The organism is Limnobacter alexandrii (assembly GCF_005871185.1).
GTDB lineage: Bacteria > Pseudomonadota > Gammaproteobacteria > Burkholderiales > Burkholderiaceae_B > Limnobacter > Limnobacter alexandrii.
The window spans coordinates 341,287-361,011 of record NZ_SWKN01000008.1; the positions used below are offsets into that span (position 1 = coordinate 341,287).

20 protein-coding genes and 1 tRNA gene are annotated in these 19,725 nt (G+C 53.0%); 19 read left to right on the forward strand and 2 right to left on the reverse strand.

Annotated features, from left to right (window positions below; genetic code table 11):
• Positions 1 to 52: 52 nt before the first annotated feature.
• The 15 genes from leuD (at position 53) to FCS97_RS11280 (ending at position 15,303) form a co-directional block, all read left to right on the forward strand.
• Positions 53 to 694, forward strand: coding sequence for a 3-isopropylmalate dehydratase small subunit (gene leuD / locus FCS97_RS11210; protein ID WP_138518509.1), 642 nt, complete (start codon positions 53 to 55; stop codon positions 692 to 694).
• Between the two features lie 24 nt (positions 695 to 718).
• On the forward strand, positions 719 to 1,810 hold the full coding sequence (gene leuB / locus FCS97_RS11215) for a 3-isopropylmalate dehydrogenase (protein WP_138518510.1): 1,092 nt from the start codon (positions 719 to 721) through the stop codon (positions 1,808 to 1,810).
• A gap of 50 nt (positions 1,811 to 1,860) precedes the next feature.
• Entirely contained in the window at positions 1,861 to 2,982 is a 1,122-nt protein-coding gene (gene asd / locus FCS97_RS11220; protein WP_138518622.1) for an aspartate-semialdehyde dehydrogenase, read from the forward strand.
• Between the two features lie 115 nt (positions 2,983 to 3,097).
• Positions 3,098 to 5,233: a FimV/HubP family polar landmark protein gene (locus FCS97_RS11225; RefSeq protein WP_138518511.1), complete on the forward strand. Its 2,136-nt coding sequence runs from the start codon at positions 3,098 to 3,100 to the stop codon at positions 5,231 to 5,233.
• On the forward strand, positions 5,234 to 5,998 hold the full coding sequence (truA, locus tag FCS97_RS11230) for a tRNA pseudouridine(38-40) synthase TruA (RefSeq protein ID WP_138518512.1): 765 nt from the start codon (positions 5,234 to 5,236) through the stop codon (positions 5,996 to 5,998).
• A complete protein-coding gene (locus FCS97_RS11235) occupies positions 5,995 to 6,630 on the forward strand; it encodes a phosphoribosylanthranilate isomerase (RefSeq protein WP_138518513.1) in 636 nt (211 codons plus the stop codon). The genes truA and FCS97_RS11235 overlap by 4 nt, the downstream gene beginning before the upstream one ends.
• A 23-nt stretch (positions 6,631 to 6,653) precedes the next feature.
• On the forward strand, positions 6,654 to 7,907 hold the full coding sequence (trpB, locus tag FCS97_RS11240) for a tryptophan synthase subunit beta (RefSeq protein WP_138518514.1): 1,254 nt from the start codon (positions 6,654 to 6,656) through the stop codon (positions 7,905 to 7,907).
• A gap of 15 nt (positions 7,908 to 7,922) precedes the next feature.
• Positions 7,923 to 8,735, forward strand: a complete 813-nt coding sequence (gene trpA / locus FCS97_RS11245; RefSeq protein ID WP_138518515.1) for a tryptophan synthase subunit alpha — start codon at positions 7,923 to 7,925, stop codon at positions 8,733 to 8,735.
• 24 nt (positions 8,736 to 8,759) lie between these two features.
• On the forward strand, positions 8,760 to 9,638 hold the full coding sequence (gene accD, locus FCS97_RS11250) for an acetyl-CoA carboxylase, carboxyltransferase subunit beta (RefSeq protein WP_138518516.1): 879 nt from the start codon (positions 8,760 to 8,762) through the stop codon (positions 9,636 to 9,638).
• A 6-nt stretch (positions 9,639 to 9,644) separates the two neighbouring features.
• A complete protein-coding gene (gene folC / locus FCS97_RS11255) occupies positions 9,645 to 11,051 on the forward strand; it encodes a bifunctional tetrahydrofolate synthase/dihydrofolate synthase (RefSeq protein WP_138518517.1) in 1,407 nt (468 codons plus the stop codon).
• A gap of 18 nt (positions 11,052 to 11,069) precedes the next feature.
• Positions 11,070 to 11,741, forward strand: coding sequence for an SPOR domain-containing protein (locus FCS97_RS16555; protein WP_171035283.1), 672 nt, complete (start codon positions 11,070 to 11,072; stop codon positions 11,739 to 11,741).
• Complete coding sequence (locus FCS97_RS11265; RefSeq protein ID WP_008248980.1) at positions 11,738 to 12,229, forward strand: CvpA family protein; 492 nt, start codon at positions 11,738 to 11,740, stop codon at positions 12,227 to 12,229. Before FCS97_RS16555 ends, FCS97_RS11265 begins: the two co-directional genes overlap by 4 nt.
• 9 nt (positions 12,230 to 12,238) lie before the next feature.
• A complete protein-coding gene (purF, locus tag FCS97_RS11270) occupies positions 12,239 to 13,753 on the forward strand; it encodes an amidophosphoribosyltransferase (protein WP_138518519.1) in 1,515 nt (504 codons plus the stop codon).
• A gap of 91 nt (positions 13,754 to 13,844) precedes the next feature.
• Positions 13,845 to 15,101 (forward strand): aspartate kinase, encoded by a 1,257-nt coding sequence (locus FCS97_RS11275; RefSeq protein WP_138518520.1) that lies wholly within the window; start codon positions 13,845 to 13,847, stop codon positions 15,099 to 15,101.
• 111 nt (positions 15,102 to 15,212) lie between these two features.
• Positions 15,213 to 15,303, forward strand: a tRNA-Ser gene (locus tag FCS97_RS11280).
• 35 nt (positions 15,304 to 15,338) lie between these two features.
• On the opposite strand, the gene FCS97_RS11285 is transcribed toward FCS97_RS11280, so the two are convergent.
• Positions 15,339 to 16,271 (reverse strand): diacylglycerol/lipid kinase family protein, encoded by a 933-nt coding sequence (locus FCS97_RS11285; RefSeq protein WP_171035284.1) that lies wholly within the window; start codon positions 16,269 to 16,271, stop codon positions 15,339 to 15,341.
• A gap of 192 nt (positions 16,272 to 16,463) precedes the next feature.
• On the opposite strand from FCS97_RS11285, the gene FCS97_RS11290 reads away from it, so the two are divergent.
• Positions 16,464 to 16,631 carry a DUF1328 domain-containing protein gene (locus tag FCS97_RS11290; protein WP_138518522.1) on the forward strand — a complete coding sequence of 56 codons (168 nt, stop codon included), beginning with the start codon at positions 16,464 to 16,466 and terminating at the stop codon, positions 16,629 to 16,631.
• Positions 16,632 to 16,738: 107 nt separating this feature from the next.
• The gene (locus tag FCS97_RS11295) at positions 16,739 to 18,097 is read left to right on the forward strand and encodes a sensor histidine kinase (RefSeq protein ID WP_138518523.1); all 1,359 of its coding nucleotides are present in this window, start codon (positions 16,739 to 16,741) and stop codon (positions 18,095 to 18,097) included.
• Here FCS97_RS11295 and FCS97_RS11300 read toward each other — a convergent pair.
• Entirely contained in the window at positions 18,083 to 18,718 is a 636-nt protein-coding gene (locus FCS97_RS11300; protein ID WP_138518524.1) for a response regulator, read from the reverse strand. The genes FCS97_RS11295 and FCS97_RS11300 overlap by 15 nt on opposite strands.
• A gap of 185 nt (positions 18,719 to 18,903) precedes the next feature.
• Here FCS97_RS11300 and FCS97_RS11305 point away from each other — a divergent pair, with 185 nt between their 5' ends.
• Both FCS97_RS11305 and FCS97_RS11310 read left to right on the forward strand, forming a co-directional pair.
• Positions 18,904 to 19,236: a BON domain-containing protein gene (locus tag FCS97_RS11305; protein ID WP_138518525.1), complete on the forward strand. Its 333-nt coding sequence runs from the start codon at positions 18,904 to 18,906 to the stop codon at positions 19,234 to 19,236.
• Between the two features lie 59 nt (positions 19,237 to 19,295).
• Complete coding sequence (locus FCS97_RS11310) at positions 19,296 to 19,724, forward strand: response regulator (RefSeq protein WP_138518526.1); 429 nt, start codon at positions 19,296 to 19,298, stop codon at positions 19,722 to 19,724.
• Position 19,725 lies beyond the last annotated feature (1 nt).

The following is a 19,725-nucleotide window of genomic DNA, read 5'->3' on the forward strand; positions in this document are numbered from 1 at the left end:
TTTGCTTGCATGGCTTGAACTCCGGATGAACCGGAACATTCACGGATTAATTATGGACAAATTTGTAACCCACACTGGCATTGCCGTTGCGTTGAACCGCGCCAATGTGGACACCGACGCCATCATCCCCAAACAATTCCTGAAAAGCATCAAGCGCACTGGTTTTGGTGAGCACTTGTTTGATGGTTGGCGCTATCTGGACGAAGGTGAGCCTGGCATGGATTGCACCAAGCGCCCCCTGAATCCCGATTTCGAACTGAACAAACCAGAATTCAAGGGCGGTACTGTGCTGGTGGCAGGTCCCAATTTTGGTTGCGGCTCTTCTCGAGAGCATGCGCCTTGGGCACTTCAGCAATATGGTTTCAAGGCAGTTATTTCGAGCAGTTTTGCTGATATTTTCTTCAATAATTGCTTTAAGAATGGATTCTTACCTATTGTTTTAAAAGAAGAAGAAGTTAAAGATATTTTTTCAGCGATTGATGCCAAGCCTGGTATTGAAATCACGGTAAGCCTTGAGCACCAAACGGTGAGTATTGCTGGCAAAAGTTATGGCTTCAACGTGGATGCATTCCGCAAGCACTGCCTGATGAACGGTTTTGATGACATTGGCCTGACCTTGCAGCATCGTGAAGAAATTGTCGCTTTCGAGAAAAACCGCTTGGCCAATCAGCCTTGGCTGGCCAACACCATTTAACCAGACAATAAACCGAGAACACGAATGACTTTAAAGATTGCCGTAATGCCCGGTGACGGTATTGGCCAGGAAATCACAGCCCAAGCAGTGAAGGTGCTTGAAGCCCTGAAAACCGATGGTTTGAATATTGAGTTTGAGCACGCCCTGATTGGTGGCGTGGCTTACCGTGAAAAAGGTGTTCCACTGCCGGAAGAGACGGTGGCCTTGGCCAAGGCTTCAGATGCAGTGTTGTTCGGTGCCGTGGGCGATTTTTCTCTGGACACGCTTCCGCGCCATTTGCGCCCCGAGCAAGCCATTCTGGGCATTCGCAAGGCTTTGAATTTGTTTGCCAACTTCCGCCCAGCCATGGTGTACGAGGAATTGGCCGATGCGTCTACGTTGCGTCCGGAAGTGGTAGCGGGGCTGGACATTCTGATTGTTCGGGAATTGACTGGCGACATTTATTTCGGCACGCCACGTGGCAACCGCATTGCTGAGGATGGTCCTTTCAAGGGCGAACGCGAGGCATTTGACACCATGCGCTACGCCGAAACCGAGATTCGCCGCATTGCCCATGTGGCCTTTCAGGCTGCGCAAAAGCGCGGTGGCAAGCTGTGCTCTGTCGACAAGGCCAATGTGTTGGAAACCACCCAGTTTTGGCGCGACATTGTGACTGAAGTGGGCAAGGAATACAGCGATGTTGAATTGAGCCACATGTACGTGGACAACTGCGCCATGCAGTTGTTGAAAAACCCCAAGCAGTTTGATGTCATCGTGACGGGTAACCTGTTCGGTGATATTTTGTCCGATGAAGCGTCGATGTTGACTGGCTCTATCGGCATGTTGCCCTCGGCTTCGCTGAATGAATCAAACTTTGGCTTGTACGAACCAATTCATGGTTCAGCGCCTGATATTGCTGGCAAAGACCTGGCCAACCCCATGGCCACGGTGCTTTCTGCGGCAATGATGCTGCGTTATACATTCGGTCTGGAGGACTACGCCACACGCATTGAAAATGCGGTGAAATCCGTGCTGGCCACTGGCCCGCGTACAGGCGATATTTGGCGCGAAGGCAAGGTACGCACCGGCACTGCAGGTATGGGCGATGCGATTGTTGCAGCGCTGGCCAAGCAGTGAGAAGGCGTAATCGCAATTCAAGAATTTAAAAGTACTGGAGTTTTGTTATGTTGAAAGTTGGTTTGGTTGGATGGCGTGGCATGGTGGGTTCCGTGCTGATGCAACGCATGCAAGAAGAGAATGATTTCGCGCATTTCGAGCCGATTTTCTTCTCCACTTCGAATGCGGGTGGCAAGGCACCGGCTTTCGCTGGCAACGCTGGCCCATTGCAAGATGCAAACAGCATCGACGCCTTGAAGCAAATGGATGTGGTATTGACTTGCCAGGGCGGTGACTACACCAATGAGGTGTTCCCCAAGCTGCGCGAGGCGGGCTGGAATGGGTACTGGATTGACGCGGCTTCAAGCCTGCGCATGAAAGACGACGCCATCATCATTCTTGACCCCGTGAATATGAACGTGATCAAGGATGGCCTGACCAAGGGTATCAAGAATTATGTAGGTGGTAACTGTACAGTGTCGCTGATGCTGATGGCATTGGGTGGCTTGTTCCAGAATGACAAGATCGAATGGATCACCTCCATGACTTACCAGGCTGCCTCTGGCGCTGGTGCACAGAACATGCGCGAACTGATTTCGCAAATGGGTAGCATTCACGGTTCAGTCAAAGACCTGTTGGCCGACCCGGCATCTGCCATTCTGGAAATCGATCGCAAGGTGGCCCAGCATATTAATTCTGATGCTTACCCAACTGACAATTTTGGTGTGCCACTGGGCGGAAGCCTCATTCCCTGGATTGACAAAGACCTGGGCAATGGCCAGTCCAAAGAAGAATGGAAGGGCGGTGCTGAAACCAATAAAATTCTGGGCAAACCCGCCATGGGTGCACCCGGTTGTGTGCCTGTAGACGGCTTGTGTGTGCGTGTGGGTGCCATGCGCTGCCACTCGCAGGCTTTGACCATCAAGCTGAAGCAAGACATTCCTTTGAATGAGATCAATGACATGCTTGCCAAGGCCAATGATTGGGTTAAAGTGGTGCCCAACGAGCGTGATGCATCCATGCGCGATTTAACCCCGGCTGCTGTCACTGGCCGTATGCATGTGCCTGTGGGCCGTTTGAGAAAAATGGCCATGGGCGGCAGCTACCTGAGCGCGTTTACTGTGGGCGATCAGCTGTTGTGGGGTGCGGCCGAGCCCCTGCGCCGTATGCTGCGTATTTTGATCGAACGCTAAGCTGCATCAATATTGATCCCAAAAAAGCTGCCGAAGGTGGCTTGTACATTCATGGAGTAAACGGGTGAGGCATACCAAAAAGAAGATTCTGCCCTTTGTTTTTGCGTCAGGTTTGTTGGCAAGTTCCTTCGCGCAGGCAGCGCAGCTCGGTAAGCTCGAAGTGCTGTCGGGTGCGGGCGAGCCCTTTTTGGCTGAAATCCAGGTTGATTTGGTGTTGCCAGAGGAACGTGCTTCCTTGCAGGCCAAGCTGGCTTCTGCTGAGGCTTTCAGGGCGGCGCGCCTGAGCATGGATCCAAACCTGAAGAATCTTCAGTTTGCCGTGCAAGATGGCCCCCAGCCCGGTACAGCCCTTGTCAAAATTACGTCGGCGCAGCCTTTGCCCGCCGGTTTCATCGATACCTTGGTTGAATTGACTTGGGCGGGTGGGCGTGTTGCCCGCGAATACACCCTGACTGTGCCAGTGGGTGTGGCCAAGGCCGATGAGCCTGCAACAAGCCTTCCTGAAATTCGACCCCCGATGGCGCCGCCGCCAGTGGCCGCGCCTTCCCGCCCGCCCGCAGCTTCCGCGCCGGCCCCGGCTGCGCCGCCCGTAGTGCCTGAAGGCACTTTGAATGTTCAGCGTGGTGACACCCTGTCGGAGTTGGCTTTGCAGCTGGTGGGCGACGGTGTGACGCTGAACCAGGCCATGGCGGCAATTTACCAGGCCAACAAAGATTCATTCATCAACGGCAGCGTGCATTTGATTCGTGAAGGTGCACAAATTCGGGTTCCCAACCGAGCTGCGTTGCGGGCCAACAATGCCAATGAGGCTTTGCTGATACTTGCGCAGAACGACGATCGCAATGTGTACTCTGCTTATGCTCGTCAAATCGGTTTGCTGACGGTGGACAATCAAGTTGCTTCCGCAGATTCGACCAGTAGTCAGGGAAGCATTACTCCGAAAGAGCAAGCCCCCAACGCAAACAGCGGTGCGCCAGCAGATCGCTTGCAAATTGCACCCGGCGCTGCCCAAGGTTCGGGCAATGCGGATGCGAACGCAGAAGAGTTGCTTGCCAAAAACAAGGCACTGGCCGAGGCGAATGAACGAATTGCATTGCTTGAAAAGAATGTGAGCGATTTGCAGCGATTGCTCGACATGCAAAAGGATTTGAGCGGCGAACCTGCGGCACCTGCTGGCGCAGGAACAACAGCAGAGCCCACTGATTCGACTGAGCCGGCCGCTGTCGATGTGCCGTCGGAAACACTGGCGGATGATGAAGCCACTGAGCAAACAACTGAGCAATTCGCTGATGCGCCACAGGCTGGCGAAGCGGCTGAAGCCACAGAAGGTGTGCAAGCGCCCGTAGAACAAGCGCCAGTCGAAGAGCAACCGTTTGACTGGATGCCCTGGATTTTGGCTGGCGCGGGTGGTTTGGCTGTGTTGGTTGTACTGCTGCTGATTGCCCGTGCACGCAAGAAAAAAGCCGGGAATGAGGAAGATCAGTTTGATGCGGAAGACGATTCTTCTTTCAGTGAAGTGAATGAGTTTGATGAAACCATAGCAGCGGCCAGTGCGGGTATTGCAGCTGAGCGCGCCAGCAGTTTGAACAAGGCTGAGAACTCTGATTTTGATCTGGATGAAGTGCTGAATGATCGATTGAAGACGGCGGACTTGGATGATGCCACGCAGATGCGTGCGGCCCCTGAGGAAGTGAAAGCTGAACCAGCTGCGGATGACGACATTCCTGAACTGAATGAGGCTTCTGATGAGGCACTGCAGCACAAGGAGTCTTTGGACAGCGAGGTGACGCTCGATTTTCCTGAGGAAGAATCAGGCAAATCAGAATCGGGTTCAATTCTCGATGATCTGGATGAGATCGAGAAGGGCACCTTGGCAGCGCAGGAAGAACTGGATGAATTGCGCAAACAGCCCGCGCCCGATTACGAGGATGCTGCAAGTGAAATAGATGCCGCCTTTGATGATTTGGTGGACATTGAGGACGAGAAGGGCAGCCCGGATTCCACTGAGGCAACGCCTGCTGACGTGTCCGAGGAAGGGGACAAGGTGCTTGCTGACCTGGATATGGATGTTCCAAACCCGAAGGTGGACGATGCCACATGGCAAGAAGTTGCCACCAAGCTGGACCTGGCGGGCGCGTATGTTGAAATTGGCGATGCCGACGGTGCCAAAGAGTTGCTGAACGAAATAGTCAAGAAAGGCGATGATGACCAGGTTCGCAAGGCCAAGGCGCTTTTGGCCACGTTGAGCTAAATGAACAGAGTGGCCTTGGGCCTGTGCTATGACGGCCACGAGTTTGAAGGCTGGCAAACCCAACCGCATGGCCGCACTGTTCAGGATTATTTGACCAAAGCCATTGAGGCCATAGCCCAAGAATCCATTTCCTTAACTTGTGCGGGCCGAACCGACACTGGCGTGCATGCCCGCCAGCAGGTGGTGCATTTTGATACTGCGGCCGACAGGCCGCTGACGGCTTGGGTTAAAGGGGTCAACAACAGCTTGCCACCCACCATTTCCGTGCAGGGTGCAAAGCAGGTTGATTCCGGTTTTCATGCGCGTTTCAGCGCGGTATCACGTACCTACCGGTACTATTTTTACAGTGCGCCAGTTCGCGATCCGTTCAAGCGTTTCATGACCTGGGTGTATTACCCGCTCGATTTGGCAGCCATGCGCCGGGCGGCTGCCTGCCTGTTGGGTACCCATGATTTCAGTGCCTTTCGTGCCTCGCAATGCCAGGCGGCAAGCCCGGTGCGCACTTTGTATGCTTTAAACCTGATTGAAGCTGGTGACCATTGCTATTTTGAGATTCACGGCAATGCGTTTTTGCACCACATGGTGAGAAACCTGATGGGCAGTCTCATGGAAGTAGGCCAGCACAGACAAGCCGAGGGCTGGTTGAAAGAGGTTCTGGAATCCAAAAACAGAAGCCTGGCGGCAAAAACTTATCCCGCCCAAGGTTTAAGCTTGTGGAATATTGAGTACCCTGAGCATTACGGAATACAGGACCTGTTTGCATGAGAACCCGAATCAAGTTGTGCGGCTTTCAAACGGAAGACACGGTGCGTGCGGCCACACGGGCCGGGGCTGATGCTGTGGGTTTCGTGTTTTACCCGCCTTCACCGCGCCACATTGAGGTGAAGCAGGCTGGCCTGCTTGCTCGTTGTTTGGGTGCCTGGCAAACCCCGGTTGCCTTGTTTGTGAACCCGCAGGCTGATTTCGTGAATTCCGTAATCTCGGAAATTCCCAATGTGCTGTTGCAGTTTCATGGCGATGAAAGCCCGGAGTTTTGCGAAAGTTTTCTTCGTCCCTACCTCAAAGCCATTCGAATGAAGGCTGGGGTGGACTTGCGGGTGGAGAGCGCGCGGTTTGAGTCTGCGCAGGCGCTTCTTGTCGATTCCTGGAGCGAGGCGTATGGTGGAACTGGACATACTTTTGACTGGTCTTTGCTGCCCAAAGCAGGTGAACTGAAGCAGGCTTTGGTATTATCCGGGGGGTTGGATGCAGGCAATGTTGAGCAAGCCATTCATGGTTTGCAACCCTACGGCGTCGACGTGTCCAGCGGGATTGAGTCGGCGCGCGGCATCAAGAGCATCGAGAAAATTGAAATGTTCTGCAAGGCGGTCCAGAAGGCCGATGCAGGGCTGTTGTAAGTGAACCCAGATAGAGCAGCATCATGAACAAACCCTATGAATTTCCAGACGCCACAGGCCACTTTGGCCCCTACGGCGGCACCTTTGTGTCTGAAACCCTGGTTCACGCCCTGGAAGAACTGAAGAGTGTGTATGCACACTATCAAAATGACCCCGAGTTTCTCGCCGAGTTTGAAAATGAGCTGAAGCATTTTGTGGGTCGCCCCAGCCCCATTTACCATGCCAAGCGTTGGTCTGAACTGGTGGGCGGCGCACAAATTTACTTCAAGCGTGAAGACCTGAACCACACTGGCGCCCACAAGGTGAACAACTGCGTTGGGCAGGCCATGTTGGCCAAGCGCATGGGCAAGCCCCGCGTGATCGCTGAAACAGGTGCAGGTCAGCACGGCGTGGCCACGGCCACCGTGGCGGCGCGTTACGGCATGAAATGTGTGGTGTACATGGGGCAGGAAGACGTGGCCCGTCAAGCGCAGAACGTATTTCGCATGAAGTTGTTGGGCGCCGAAGTTATTCCAGTGACCTCAGGCTCCAAAACCCTGAAAGACGCACTGAATGAAGCCATGCGCGACTGGGTGACCAACGTGGAAGACACGTTTTACATCATTGGCACGGTGGCTGGTCCACACCCTTATCCCATGCTGGTTCGCGATTTTCAAAGCGTGATAGGTCGCGAATGCATTCAACAAATGCCAACAATGGTGGGCAAGCAGCCCGATTATGTGTTGGCCTGTGTGGGCGGCGGCTCAAACGCCATGGGTATTTTCCACCCCTACTTGAACGTGGATGGTGTGAAGCTGGTTGGCGTGGAAGCGGCTGGCGAGGGCATTGAAACTGGCAAGCATGCTGCATCGCTGAGCGCTGGTACTCCTGGTGTGTTGCATGGCAACCGCACCTATTTGCTGCAAAGTGATGATGGGCAAATTATTGAAACCCATTCGGTTTCTGCGGGCCTGGATTATCCCGGTGTGGGCCCTGAACATGCATGGTTGAAAGATTCTGGCCGAGCAGAATATGTGGGCATTACCGATGCAGAAGCCTTGGAAGCTTTCCACCAGTGCTGTCGAATCGAGGGCATTATCCCGGCGCTGGAAAGCAGCCATGCACTTGCCCATGCGGCCAAACTGGCCAAAACCCTGCCGAAAGACAAAGTAATTTTGGTGAATTTGTCTGGCCGTGGCGACAAAGACATGCACACCGTGGCGCGCCTGAGCGGCGCTGAGTTCTATTGCCACCCCGATTGCAAAACAGGCGCTGAAATGGCCTGCAACAAGAAATAATTTTTACAACACACCATGTCAAGAATCAAAGCAGTTTTCGAGAAGTTAAAAGAAGAGGGGCGAAAGGGTCTGATTCCTTTCGTCACGGGCGGTGACCCCGATCCAGGCCAAACCGTGGCCATGTTGCATGCCTTGGCCGATGCCGGTTCCGATGTGATTGAATTGGGTGTGCCGTTTTCGGACCCCATGGCCGACGGCCCCGTGATTCAACGTTCCAGTGAACGCGCGCTGGAGAAGGGCGTTACCTCACGCAAAATTCTCGACTACGTGGCGGAATTCCGCCAAACCAACCAGCACACTCCGATTGTGCTGATGGGCTATGCGAACCCGATTGAGCGCATGGGTGTTGAAAAATATGTGGCTGAAGCCAAAAAGGCTGGAGTAGACGGTGTGCTTGTGGTGGATTACCCACCCGAAGAATCGCTTGAGTTTTCAAAATACCTGCGTGCGGCCGAACTGGATCCTATTTTTTTGCTGGCACCCACTTCGTCGGATGAACGCATTGAAAAAGTGGCCAAAGTGGCCAGTGGTTATGTGTACTACGTGTCACTCAAGGGTGTGACAGGTGCGCAAAACCTGAATGCCGCCGAAGTCAGTTCCAAATTGCCAACCATCCGCAAATTCACAAACGTGCCCGTGGGTGTTGGTTTTGGGATTCGCGACGCGGAATCAGCCTGTCGCGTGGCCGAGTCGGCTGATGCAGTGGTGATTGGTTCCGCTTTGATTCAAACTCTGGAAGCAGGCAGCCCGCAAGAGGCAGCCGCTTTGGCGGGCAAGTTCATTGCCCCGATTCGTGCCGCGCTTGATTCAAAGTTCGGCTCAAAATAAAAATACCTCAGCAAGGGAAAGTGTATGAGTTGGTTTGACAAAATTATTCCACCACGCATTTCTTCGAAAACACCCGGCGACGCTGCCAAAAAAAGCGTGCCGGAAGGCATTTGGGCGAAGTGCAAAAGCTGTGATGCGGTGCTGTACCAAAACGACCTGGTCAGCAACGCCATGGTTTGTCCCTCGTGCACTTACCACATGCGCATTGGTTCACGCGAGCGCTTGAATTTGTTGTTTGACAACGAGGAGCGCGTGGAGATTGGGCAGGAAGTGCTGCCCATGGACACCTTGAAATTCAAGGACAGCAAAAGCTACACAGCGCGTTTGAATGAGGCCAAGGAATCCACTGGCGAAACCGATGCTTTGGTGGTGCAAAAAGGCACCATGAACGGTATTGAGGTGGTGATTGCCTGTTTTGAATTTGAATTCATGGGCGGTTCGATGGGCTCTGTGGTGGGCGAGCGCTTCTGCCGGGGTGTGCAGGCTGCATTGGACGCCAATGTACCGTTCATCAGCATCGCAGCATCGGGCGGTGCCCGCATGCAGGAAGGTTTGGGCTCGCTCATGCAAATGGCGAAAACTTCGGCCATGTTGGTCAAACTGAGCCAAGCCAAACTCCCCTATATTTCTGTGTTGACTGATCCCACCATGGGTGGCGTGTCTGCCAGCTTCGCATTTTTGGGCGATGTGGTGGTGGCTGAACCCAAAGCCTTGATCGGTTTTGCGGGCCCCCGCGTGATCGAACAAACTGTGCGCCAAACCTTGCCTGAAGGTTTTCAGCGCGCTGAATTCTTGATGGAAAAAGGTGCGGTGGATTGCATTGTGGATCGCCGTGAGATGAAAAAAACCTTGGCCAGCCTGTTGGCGCTGTTGATGAAGAAACAGATTGACCAAGCGGCCTGAATCGTTATGAATCAAGCAGTACCCCAACCGAACCCTTCGAAGCCAACAAAGCCAGCCGCCAACGCAACACTGAACGAGTGGCTGGTTTATCTGGAATCAATCCACAGCAAGCCAATCGACATGGGGCTGGACCGCCTGAAAGTGGTTCAGCAACACATGGGTTTTGCCCTGAACGGCGTTGTGTTCACAGTGGCGGGCACCAATGGCAAAGGGTCGACCTGCGCCATGTTGGAAAGTATTTTGATTCAGGCGGGCTACAAAGTGGGCATGTACACCTCGCCCCACCTGATTCGCTTTACCGAGCGGGCACGCATCAATGGTGCTGAGGTGGCTGAGCCTGAGTTGATTTCAGCGTTCGAGCAGGTCGAGCTGGCGCGCACAGCAACCGGTATTTCCCTGACCTATTTTGAATTCACCACCCTGGCTGCGGCCTTGGTCTTTTCTCGCATTGATCTGGATGCGGTCATTCTGGAAGTGGGTTTGGGTGGCAGGCTGGATGCGGTGAATATTTTCGACGCCGATTGTGCAATTTGTACCAGCGTGGACATTGATCACCAGGCCTTTCTTGGCCCAGACCGTGAAAGCATTGGCCGCGAAAAAGCCGGTATTTTCCGTGCGGGCAAACCTGCAATTGTGGGCGACCCCAAGCCGCCACAAAGCGTGATTGACCATGCCAATTCAATTGGTGCCGATTTGTGGTTGTTCGCCCGCGATTACAACTACAGTGGCGACAAGCAGCAATGGGCCTATGGCGGCCGCAGCATGCGTCGTGCCGCCTTGGCTTACCCGGCTTTGCGCGGTACCAATCAATTGTTGAATGCATCGGCTGCGCTGGCCGCACTGGAGTCAGTGCGGGATCGCTTGCCTGTTCCGGCTCAATCGATTCGTCAGGGTTTTCTCTTGGTGGAGTGGCCAGGGCGTTTTCAGGTGTTGCCGGGTCAACCCACGGTGGTTTTGGACGTTGGACACAATCCGCATGCGGCGGCGCATTTGCGTGAAAGCCTCGACAACATGGGTTTTTTTCCGTACACCCATTGTATTTTCGGAATGTTGGCCGATAAAGACGCAGTTGAGGTGGTCAAAGCGTTGAAAGACAGGGTTGACCATTGGCACCTGGTGCCACTTGAAGGTGACCGGGGCCGCAGCACAGCCCAATTGAAGCAGCAACTGGAACTAGCGGGTGTTGACTCAGCAGCTTTTGACTGGGTGGGTAATTCCCAGGCACTGGCCAAAGGTGGTATTGCGAAGCAGGCACCGGAAAAAAGCGTGCAGAGCTACGAGAGTGTGAGTCAAGCGTATGCGGTGGTCACTTCTGCGGTGCCACCCAATGATAGAATTCTGGTTTTTGGATCCTTCCTGGTTGTGGCCCAAGCAATGCAAGCCAAAGAAGCGCTTCGAAAACGTCCCGGTTAATTTTTTTCAGGAGTGCAGGTGAGTTCAAATTCGCGTTCTACTGCCAGGAACAAAGTCAACAACGATCCGGTTGATGAGTTGAAACGCAGGTCCAGAAGGCGATTGGTTGGCTCCATTGCACTTTTTCTGGCGGCCATTATCATCGTTCCCGCTTTGGTGGAAAACGAGCCATCCCAAACCAGCAGCGATGTTGAACTGGTGGTGCCTGACCGTCCTTCCGCTGAAATTCCTGCGCAAGCTGCACAGGTTCCCGAACAGCCAAAAATTGAAGCACCACAATCTACTCAAGAGCAGGCGGTGGCCACTGCGCCTGTTGCTCCCCCTGTAGAACCACCCCCCGTGATGCCCGAGCCTAAAGCGGAGCCCAAGCCAACACCAAAGGTAGAGCCCAAGGTGGAAGCCAAACCAGAGCCCAAGCCCGAACCCAAGGTGGAAGACCCGATTGCCGCCTTTGCCAAGGCTGAGGTGTATTGGGTTCAGGTGGCTGCGGTCAGCGACAAGCTTCGTGCCGATGCATTGAGCAAAGAATTGAGTGGCAAGGGTTTTCCTGCAAAAGTGGAATCCACCAGCACAGCCAATGGCACGGTGTACCGGGTCAGGGTTGGGCCAATCGCCGGGCAAGCCAAAGCTGATGAAACCAAGGCCAAGCTGGCCACTGCTGGTTACGCCTCAGGGAGAGTGGTGCAGTGACGATATTTGATTACATCGTCATTGCCGTGGTGGTGCTGTCGGTCATTCTGGGTTTGTTCCGTGGCATGGTCAAAGAAGTGCTTTCCCTGGCCAACTGGGTGTTGGCCTTCTGGGTTGCAAACCGTTATGGCGCAGATCTGGCGGTGTATATGGACTGGGCTGAATCGCTGAGCCCGCCCATGAAAGCGCTTATTGGGTGCGCCGCTGCTTTTTTTGCCACCATGTTGGTGGGTGCCATTCTGATTTCACTGCTGGGCAAAATTGTTGCCGCGGCAGGTTTGGGTTTTGCGGACCGTGGCCTGGGCGCCACGTTCGGCTTCGCGCGTGGTTTATTTATTGTGTTGGTGCTGGTTACCGGGGCAGGGTTCACTTCGCTTCCGGAACAGCCATTTTGGCGAAATGCCATGTTGTCCCCTTTGGCAGTGGATGCGATGAGAGAAATCAAACCGCATTTGCCCGAAAGTGTGGCCAAGTGGGTGCGCTACTAGGAGCTTTCAATGTGCGGGATTGTCGGTATTGCCGGTTTTTCTCCTGTTAATCAAATTCTTTACGACAGCTTGCTGTTGTTGCAACACCGTGGCCAAGACGCTGCCGGCATTGCAACGGCACACAGCAATTCGTTTTCAATGTCCAAAGGCAATGGCTTGGTGCGCGATGTATTCCGCACCCGCAATATGCGTTCATTGCCCGGCAACATGGGCATTGGCCATGTGCGTTACCCCACGGCAGGTTCAGCGGCCAGCTCTGATGAAGCACAGCCTTTCTATGTGAATGCGCCTTACGGTTTGGTGTTGGCCCACAACGGCAACCTGACCAACAGCGAGCGTTTGAAAGCCGAGCTGTTCAAGAACGATCGTCGCCACATCAACACCAATTCAGATTCCGAGGTGTTGCTTAACGTGTTGGCTCACGAGCTGCAATCCAATGCCTCAGGTTACTCGCTTGATCCAGTCACAATTTTCCGCGCAGTGGCGGGTGTGCATGCACGTGCCCGTGGTGCTTATGCCTGCGTTGCACAAATTGCAGGCTATGGTTTGTTGGCTTTCCGCGATCCGTTTGGTATTCGCCCGCTGGCTTTGGGCAAGGCCGAGACAGAGCAGGGCACCGAGTACATGTTTGCCTCTGAATCGGTGGCACTGGTGGGCATGGGTTTTGAGTTTGTGCGTGACATTGAACCAGGCGAAGCAGTGTTTGTTGATCTCGACGGCAAGCTTCATGCGCAGCAGTGTGCCGAGAAATCGTCACTGAACCCCTGCATTTTCGAATACGTGTATTTGGCGCGCCCCGACTCTGTGATGGATGGCATTAGTGTGTATGAAGCTCGCGTGAAAATGGGCGAATACCTGGCCGATCAAATTCGCAAAGGCATGCCTGCCGGTGAAATTGATGTGGTCATGCCAATTCCCGACTCCAGCCGCCCGGCTGCGCTGGAACTGGCGAATCAACTGGGTGTGCCTTACCGCGAGGGTTTTATCAAGAACCGCTATATCGGCCGCACTTTTATCATGCCAGGCCAGGCCGTGCGCAAGAAAAGTGTTCGCCAGAAGCTAAACGCCATTTCTGTTGAATTCAAGGGCAAAACCGTGTTGTTGGTGGATGACTCCATTGTGCGCGGTACCACCAGCCGGGAAATTGTACAAATGGCCCGTGAAGCCGGTGCCAAAAAGGTAATTTTTGCGTCGGCTGCGCCACCCGTGCGTTTCCCAAATGTGTACGGTATCGACATGCCCACACGTGATGAATTGATTGCCTCAGGCCGCACTGATGAAGAAATTTGTGCGGAGATCGGTGCAGATGCCTTGTTTTATCAAGACATCGAGGACATGAAACGCGCTGTGCGCGACTTGAACCCGAAAATTCAAACCTTCGATGCCAGCTGTTTTGATGGTTCGTACATTACCGGTGATGTGACCACTGAATATCTGGATCGGCTTGAATACATGCGCAAGCACCCGGAGGTGCTGGAGTCAGCCGGCTTGCAAATGAACCTGGGTTATTCCGCGAACCAATAAGAGTAGCCAGAATTTCAGGTAAAATGTTCAACTGATTGATTTAAAAGCGCGAAATGGTTCGCGCTTTTTATTTGTGCAGGGCGATCTGACTATGTCACTGATAGTACATAAATACGGTGGCACCTCCATGGGGTCCACAGAACGTATCAAGAATGTAGCCAAGCGTGTCGCCAAATGGCATCGCGCGGGCTTTCAAATGGTGGTGGTGCCGTCGGCCATGTCTGGCGAAACCAACCGCTTGATTGGCCTGGCCAAGGAAATTCAGGCTGAGCCTGATCCCCGTGAACTAGACATGCTGTGTTGCACAGGCGAGCAGGCCTCCGTTGCCCTGTTGGCCATGGCTTTGAAAGCCGAGGGATTGGACGCAATCAGCTTTTCTGGCTGGCAAGTACCCATTAAAACTGACAGCAGCCACACCAAGGCACGCATTGAGTCGATCGACGACACGCGCGTGAAAGCGGAATTGAACGCCGGCAAGGTGGTGATTATTACCGGCTTCCAGGGCATTGATGAAGCGGGCAATCAAACCACGCTGGGCCGTGGTGGCTCCGATACTTCTGCCGTTGCGATTGCTGCCGCCATGGGTGCAGCCGAGTGCCTGATTTACACCGATGTGGATGGTGTTTACACCACCGACCCCCGTGTAGTACCAGAGGCACGCCGCATGCGTGTGGTTAGTTTTGAAGAAATGCTGGAAATGGCCTCTTTGGGTTCCAAGGTTCTGCAAATTCGCTCCGTGGAATTTGCCGGCAAGTACCGTGTGCCTACCCGAGTGCTTTCCAGCCTGACCGATCCAATGATGTCGCTGGACGAAGAAAAGGTTTCCGGCACGCTGATTACTTTTGAGGAAGATGAACATATGGAACAGGCTGTTGTTTCCGGTATCGCTTTCAACCGTGATGAAGCAAAAGTGACCATTCGGGGTGTGCCTGACAAGCCCGGTGTGGCTTATCAAATTTTGGGTCAGGTTGCTGAAGCGAACATCGACGTGGACATGATCATTCAGAACCAGGGCACGGATGGCACCACCGATTTCACTTTCACAGTGCATCGCAATGAATTCAACAAAACCATGGACTTGTTGAAAAACAAGATTCAGGGCAGTGTTGGTGCGCGTGAAGTGGCCGGTGACACGAATGTGTGCAAGGTGTCGATTGTGGGCATCGGTATGCGTTCGCATGTGGGTGTGGCCAGTTTGATGTTCAAAACCTTGTCGGAAGAGGGCATCAACATCCAGATGATTTCAACGTCTGAGATCAAGGTGTCGGTGTTGATCGATGACAAGTACATGGAATTGGCAGTTCGTGCTCTGCACAAGGCCTTTGGTCTGGAAAAAGAAGCCGCTTGAACTTCGGTTTGAGCTGAGTTTGGAGTGATAGGAATGCGGTGCAAGTTGTGTGAAAGCGATTTGCGCCTGCATTCAACATTTTGGCCGAAACCGTGTATAATTCGGCCTTCTGGAGACGTGGCCGAGTGGTCGAAGGCACTCCCCTGCTAAGGGAGCATACCCCAAAAGGGTATCGGAAGTTCGAATCTTCTCGTCTCCGCCAGAATGAAAAAGGGATCCCGTTTGGGATCCCTTTTTTTATTCCATCGCCACAAATTGAACAGCAGGCGCGCTGCTGATCTGAATTGACTTCACTGGCGGGTGTACATCGCCGTCGAGTTGCCATGCTGTGGGCGAATCAAACTGAAATTCAATGCTTGAAATGGTGCTGCGCTCGACGCCGACGCTGGCTGGCATGGTCCCGAACCAGATTCTCATCAGGTTCAACACGAGTGCAAGTTTGTTGGGCACACCAGCGATCAGGCACATGTCTTGGTTGGCCTGGTGCCCGCCACTGGTGGATACACGGAAACGAAGTGGCAAACACCGAATACTCAGCGCAAGGCAGGCCTGCCAGGCAAACCTTTGTGGTGTTGAGTTGTTGCGGGTTTGCTGCCCTTTGACGGTGGAGAACAGGTTATCTACAAAGCTGTTGCGCCGAATAATTCCCCACGCGATTTTCGCCAGGAGTTTGGTGGCGGCAATTGGTCCGCTGCCCATGCTGTAGTACGCATGCATGAAGTTCACTGTGACGCCAAAACCAAATACAAATCCGTATTGTTCATCCGAGGTTTTTACGGGGTAGCGCGGTGTGCTGTGTAACAGGGCGTTTGCCTGGTGTTCAAGCAACCAGCGCAGGGCTTTCAGTGGTGCTGTTTTGGGGTAAACGTCCCAAGCAATCATGTTCATGGTGCCTGCATGCAAGGGGAAAATGGCAGGAATGGCATGTTCGCCCCACACTTTGGCGGCAGCACCCAACACCGCAGATACGGTGCCATCTCCGCCAAAAGGCACAATCACAGTGGGAGGTTTGTCTTGGTAGGCAAGTAGGGCTTGTTCAAGTTCTTGTGCGTTTTGAGTCAAAGCCACATGCCCCGCATTGCCCAATATGCGATGAATTTCAGCAAGGCTGCCACTTGAGTGGCGTGTTTTGAGGTATCCGGCTTTCGGGTTTGCGATGACAAGAATCACGATGATCCTTTTGTTAAAGAATGATCTGTGTTTAATTTAACCTATTATTTGCGTTGCAAACCAGTGAATAGAAGCGTGTTCTGCCAGCGTGTAGGAGATTGCTCACAACTTCTTCAGCCTAAGCTGACCTACTTTTTCACTTAAGGCGTTTACTGTAAAGCGTCAACCAACCAGACCCTCAAGGAGTTGATCATGTTGCATTACGCAGTTGTGTTCTTTGTGATTGCATTAATTGCCGCTTTGTTTGGCTTCGGTGGTATTGCAGCCGGTGCAGTGGAAATTGCAAAAGTATTGTTTTTCATTTTCATTGTGCTGGCGGCGATTACTTTTGTTGTGAATCTGATTAAATCCAGGCCGTAGTTGTTTGAATTGACTGGGTAGTTTCACAGCGGGGCCACTTACAAAGTGGCCCTTGTTTCGTCTTAAAGGTCTGTTTGAAGAATTCGGTTCACCATTCAATTCAATCCGTGCGAAGCCAGATTCGGCATGGTCGTCCGTACTGGCTTTTCATCTTCGGCTGCGCCATGGTGCTGGCCTTGTTGGGCATTACCTATACGCATTCAAGAATGAATGCCGAGGTGGTGGCGATGTCTGAAATCAATCAAAAAAGAATTGATCGACTTGATCAGTTGTGGGTGTTGTTGGTGGATGCAGAAGCCAGCGCCTTGTCCTTCCTGTTGATGCGCAACGATGTTTACCTTGAGCCCTACCGCAGTACGGCAGCCCGACTGGAGCCTTTGATGGCTTCCATGAATTTTGATATTCCACCAGGTTCGGATGACCATGCTGATTTACAGGTATTGAGGCGTTTGGTGGATGCGAAGTTTCAGTATTTGGGTGAAATGTTGAGCCAAGGCCGTGCGCCTGTGGTCTTGTCGGAGGAATACGGTGAACTTGGCAAACAGTTGATGGATGAAATTCGCGTTCGCCTTGCTGTACTCAAAGCGCGGCGGGAGAAGGCGCATCAAGACCTTGAAAACATGTACTTGGCGCGTGCTGAAAAAATTCAGTATGTGGGGTACGCGTTGGGTGTGGGTTCTATGTTGCTGATTATTGCTCTGTTTGTGGTGCAACAAAGGCAGGTGGCTTTGCGTGCCCGAATTCAGGATTTGTTGAAGACCGAGAACACTCGTCTTGAGGCCAAAGTGCAGGCGCGCACCGTTGAGTTAAGCAATTTGGCCAGTAACCTGACCAAGGCACAAGAGGAGGAGCGCCAGCACATTGCCCGTGAATTGCATGATGAAATGGGGTCTGCGCTGACTGCTGCGAAAATGGATGCGGGCTGGTTGCGCCGCTCGCTGGGCGGGCAGGTGGATGACCCTGTTCAAGAGCGTTTGTTGCGCCTGATCGAGAATATTGGCAGCACCATTACACTGACGCGTCGCCTGGTGGACGATTTGCAGCCCCCTTTGCTGAAAGGTTTGGGGCTGGTGGAAGCCTTGCGCTCATTGGGGCAACAGTTTGAAATGGATGTGCCGATTCAGATGAGTTTTCCGGATCGTGAATTGCATCTTACCGAGGAGCAGTCCTTGGCCTTGTTTCGTGTGGCACAAGAGTCTTTGAACAATATTCGAAAATATGCGAAAGCCAGCCAGGCGTGGTTAAGTTTGAGCCAGGAAAAGGGCGCCGTGTGCTTGTGTATTCGAGACAATGGTGTCGGGTTTGACACTCAGGACATTGAGTTGCATGGTCATGGCATTGCCGGCATGAAGCACCGTGCCCAAATGTTCAGTGGACGGCTGGAGTTAAGCGCTAGCCCGGGTCAGGGAACCCGGATCAAGGTGCACTTGCCAGTGGTGGACGCTGCGGGTTCAGGCAAAGATTAGTCCGTGCTGATGGGCGTAGGTTGCCAGTTCGGCATTGCTGCCAAGCTGCAGCTTCTCAAGCAACCTGGATCGATAAGTGCTGACTGTTTTTACACTGAGGTGAAGCACGTCGGCGATTTGTGACACGCTTTCACCTTTGGCCAATCTGATGAACACCTGCATTTCGCGCTCTGACAATTGTTCATGTGCGGTTTTCTCTGCTTCGCCAGTGATTTCTCGCGCAAGCAGTTCAGCGGTGTTGGCAGAAATATAGCGGCGTCCCTGTGCAACAGTGTGAATGGCATTGATCAGGTCGTTGCGGTCGCAGTCTTTGCACAAATAGCCGCTCGCGCCACTGCGAATCATGGGCAGGGCATAGCGGTCCTCCGAAAAGCTGCTAATGATTAACACCTGTGTTTCATCGTGTCGTTGTTTCACGGTTCGAAGCAAATCGATGCCGTTTTGATCCGGTAGCGACAGGTCGAGCATGAGTACATCGCAGGGGTGTTGTCCAAGCAATGTTTTCGCTTCTTCGGCGCAAGCGGCTTCAAACTGAATGGACATGCCCAGCTCGTCATTCAGCATTTCGCGAAAGCCAGCGCGCACAATGGCATGATCATCAACAATGGCCAATCGAATCATCTGAAGGTTCCTCATGTGGTTGTTCGGAGAGGAGGCCAGACCAGTCCTACATTCGAATCATCTTTGTCGGACAGATCCCAGTTTCGCTCCTCCGTAGTATTGAACGCATGAAGCTTGATCAATACATACTTTTGATCTCGATTTCTTGTCGGTAGTCAGTTCAATAACCTTGAAGGAGTACAACCATGAAAAAATTGATCACTCAAACTTTGATCGCCTCTGGTGTTGCGTTGTCTGCGTTGAGCCCTGTGTATGCCGCTGAGCAGGGCAAGGAGCCCATGAAAGCAGTGGGGCAGTATGTGGATGACGCCACCATCACCACCAAGGTGAAAGCCAAGCATGCAGAAGATGACAAAGTGAGCGCTTTGCGTGTGAATGTGGAAACCAAGCAAGGTGTGGTGGTGTTGTCAGGTGAAGCCAGAACCGAGGCAGAAATTGATCGTGCCGAGGCCTTGGCCAAACAGGTGGAAGGTGTCAAAGCCGTTTCCAACATGATTGAGTTGAAGCCCAAGTCTTAAAGGGCGGTCATGACGCCTCACCAGCCTTTTGGCTGGTGGGGGCGTTTCAGGTGTTTGCCATGAAAAAGAATTGCACAAACCAGTTTCCCTTTCGTGTGCTGCTGGTTGAAGATTCGGTTGAGTTGCAAGCCATGTTGCAAGCCATGCTGTGTGAAATTCCCAGTGTGAAGGTGATTGGCAGTGTGGGTTCCGAGCAAGAGGCGCTTGAAATGATGCGCAGTGAATGTGCGGATTTGGCCATTGTGGATTTGGAGCTGGAATCGGGTACCGGGCTGGGTGTACTGAAAAGCCTCAATGACGACTGCATGCAGTTGAACAACAAACTGCTCGGTGTTGTTGTTTTTTCCAACTATTCAAATTTGGTGATTCGACACCGTTGTTTAAGCCTTGGTGCGAAGGCTTTTTTCGACAAATCGTTTCAAATTGACGAGTTGCTGGAATTTGTGCAACAACAAGCCTTGGGCAGGACCAAAGGCTTGTCAGTCTGAT

Excerpts from the sequence above, each read along its gene's own strand:
- FCS97_RS11235 (WP_138518513.1), top strand. The coding sequence starts at position 5,995 with ATGAGAACCCGAATCAAGTTGTGCGGCTTTCAAACGGAAGACACGGTG.
- FCS97_RS11300 (WP_138518524.1), bottom strand. The coding sequence starts at position 18,718 with ATGATTCGATTGGCCATTGTTGATGATCATGCCATTGTGCGCGCTGGC.
- truA (WP_138518512.1), top strand. The coding sequence starts at position 5,234 with ATGAACAGAGTGGCCTTGGGCCTGTGCTATGACGGCCACGAGTTTGAA.
- trpB (WP_138518514.1), top strand. The coding sequence starts at position 6,654 with ATGAACAAACCCTATGAATTTCCAGACGCCACAGGCCACTTTGGCCCC.
- FCS97_RS11305 (WP_138518525.1), top strand. The coding sequence starts at position 18,904 with ATGAAAAAATTGATCACTCAAACTTTGATCGCCTCTGGTGTTGCGTTG.
- FCS97_RS11310 (WP_138518526.1), top strand. The coding sequence starts at position 19,296 with ATGAAAAAGAATTGCACAAACCAGTTTCCCTTTCGTGTGCTGCTGGTT.
- FCS97_RS11275 (WP_138518520.1), top strand. The coding sequence starts at position 13,845 with ATGTCACTGATAGTACATAAATACGGTGGCACCTCCATGGGGTCCACA.
- leuD (WP_138518509.1), top strand. The coding sequence starts at position 53 with ATGGACAAATTTGTAACCCACACTGGCATTGCCGTTGCGTTGAACCGC.
- FCS97_RS11290 (WP_138518522.1), top strand. The coding sequence starts at position 16,464 with ATGTTGCATTACGCAGTTGTGTTCTTTGTGATTGCATTAATTGCCGCT.
- purF (WP_138518519.1), top strand. The coding sequence starts at position 12,239 with ATGTGCGGGATTGTCGGTATTGCCGGTTTTTCTCCTGTTAATCAAATT.
- leuB (WP_138518510.1), top strand. The coding sequence starts at position 719 with ATGACTTTAAAGATTGCCGTAATGCCCGGTGACGGTATTGGCCAGGAA.
- folC (WP_138518517.1), top strand. The coding sequence starts at position 9,645 with ATGAATCAAGCAGTACCCCAACCGAACCCTTCGAAGCCAACAAAGCCA.
- trpA (WP_138518515.1), top strand. The coding sequence starts at position 7,923 with ATGTCAAGAATCAAAGCAGTTTTCGAGAAGTTAAAAGAAGAGGGGCGA.
- accD (WP_138518516.1), top strand. The coding sequence starts at position 8,760 with ATGAGTTGGTTTGACAAAATTATTCCACCACGCATTTCTTCGAAAACA.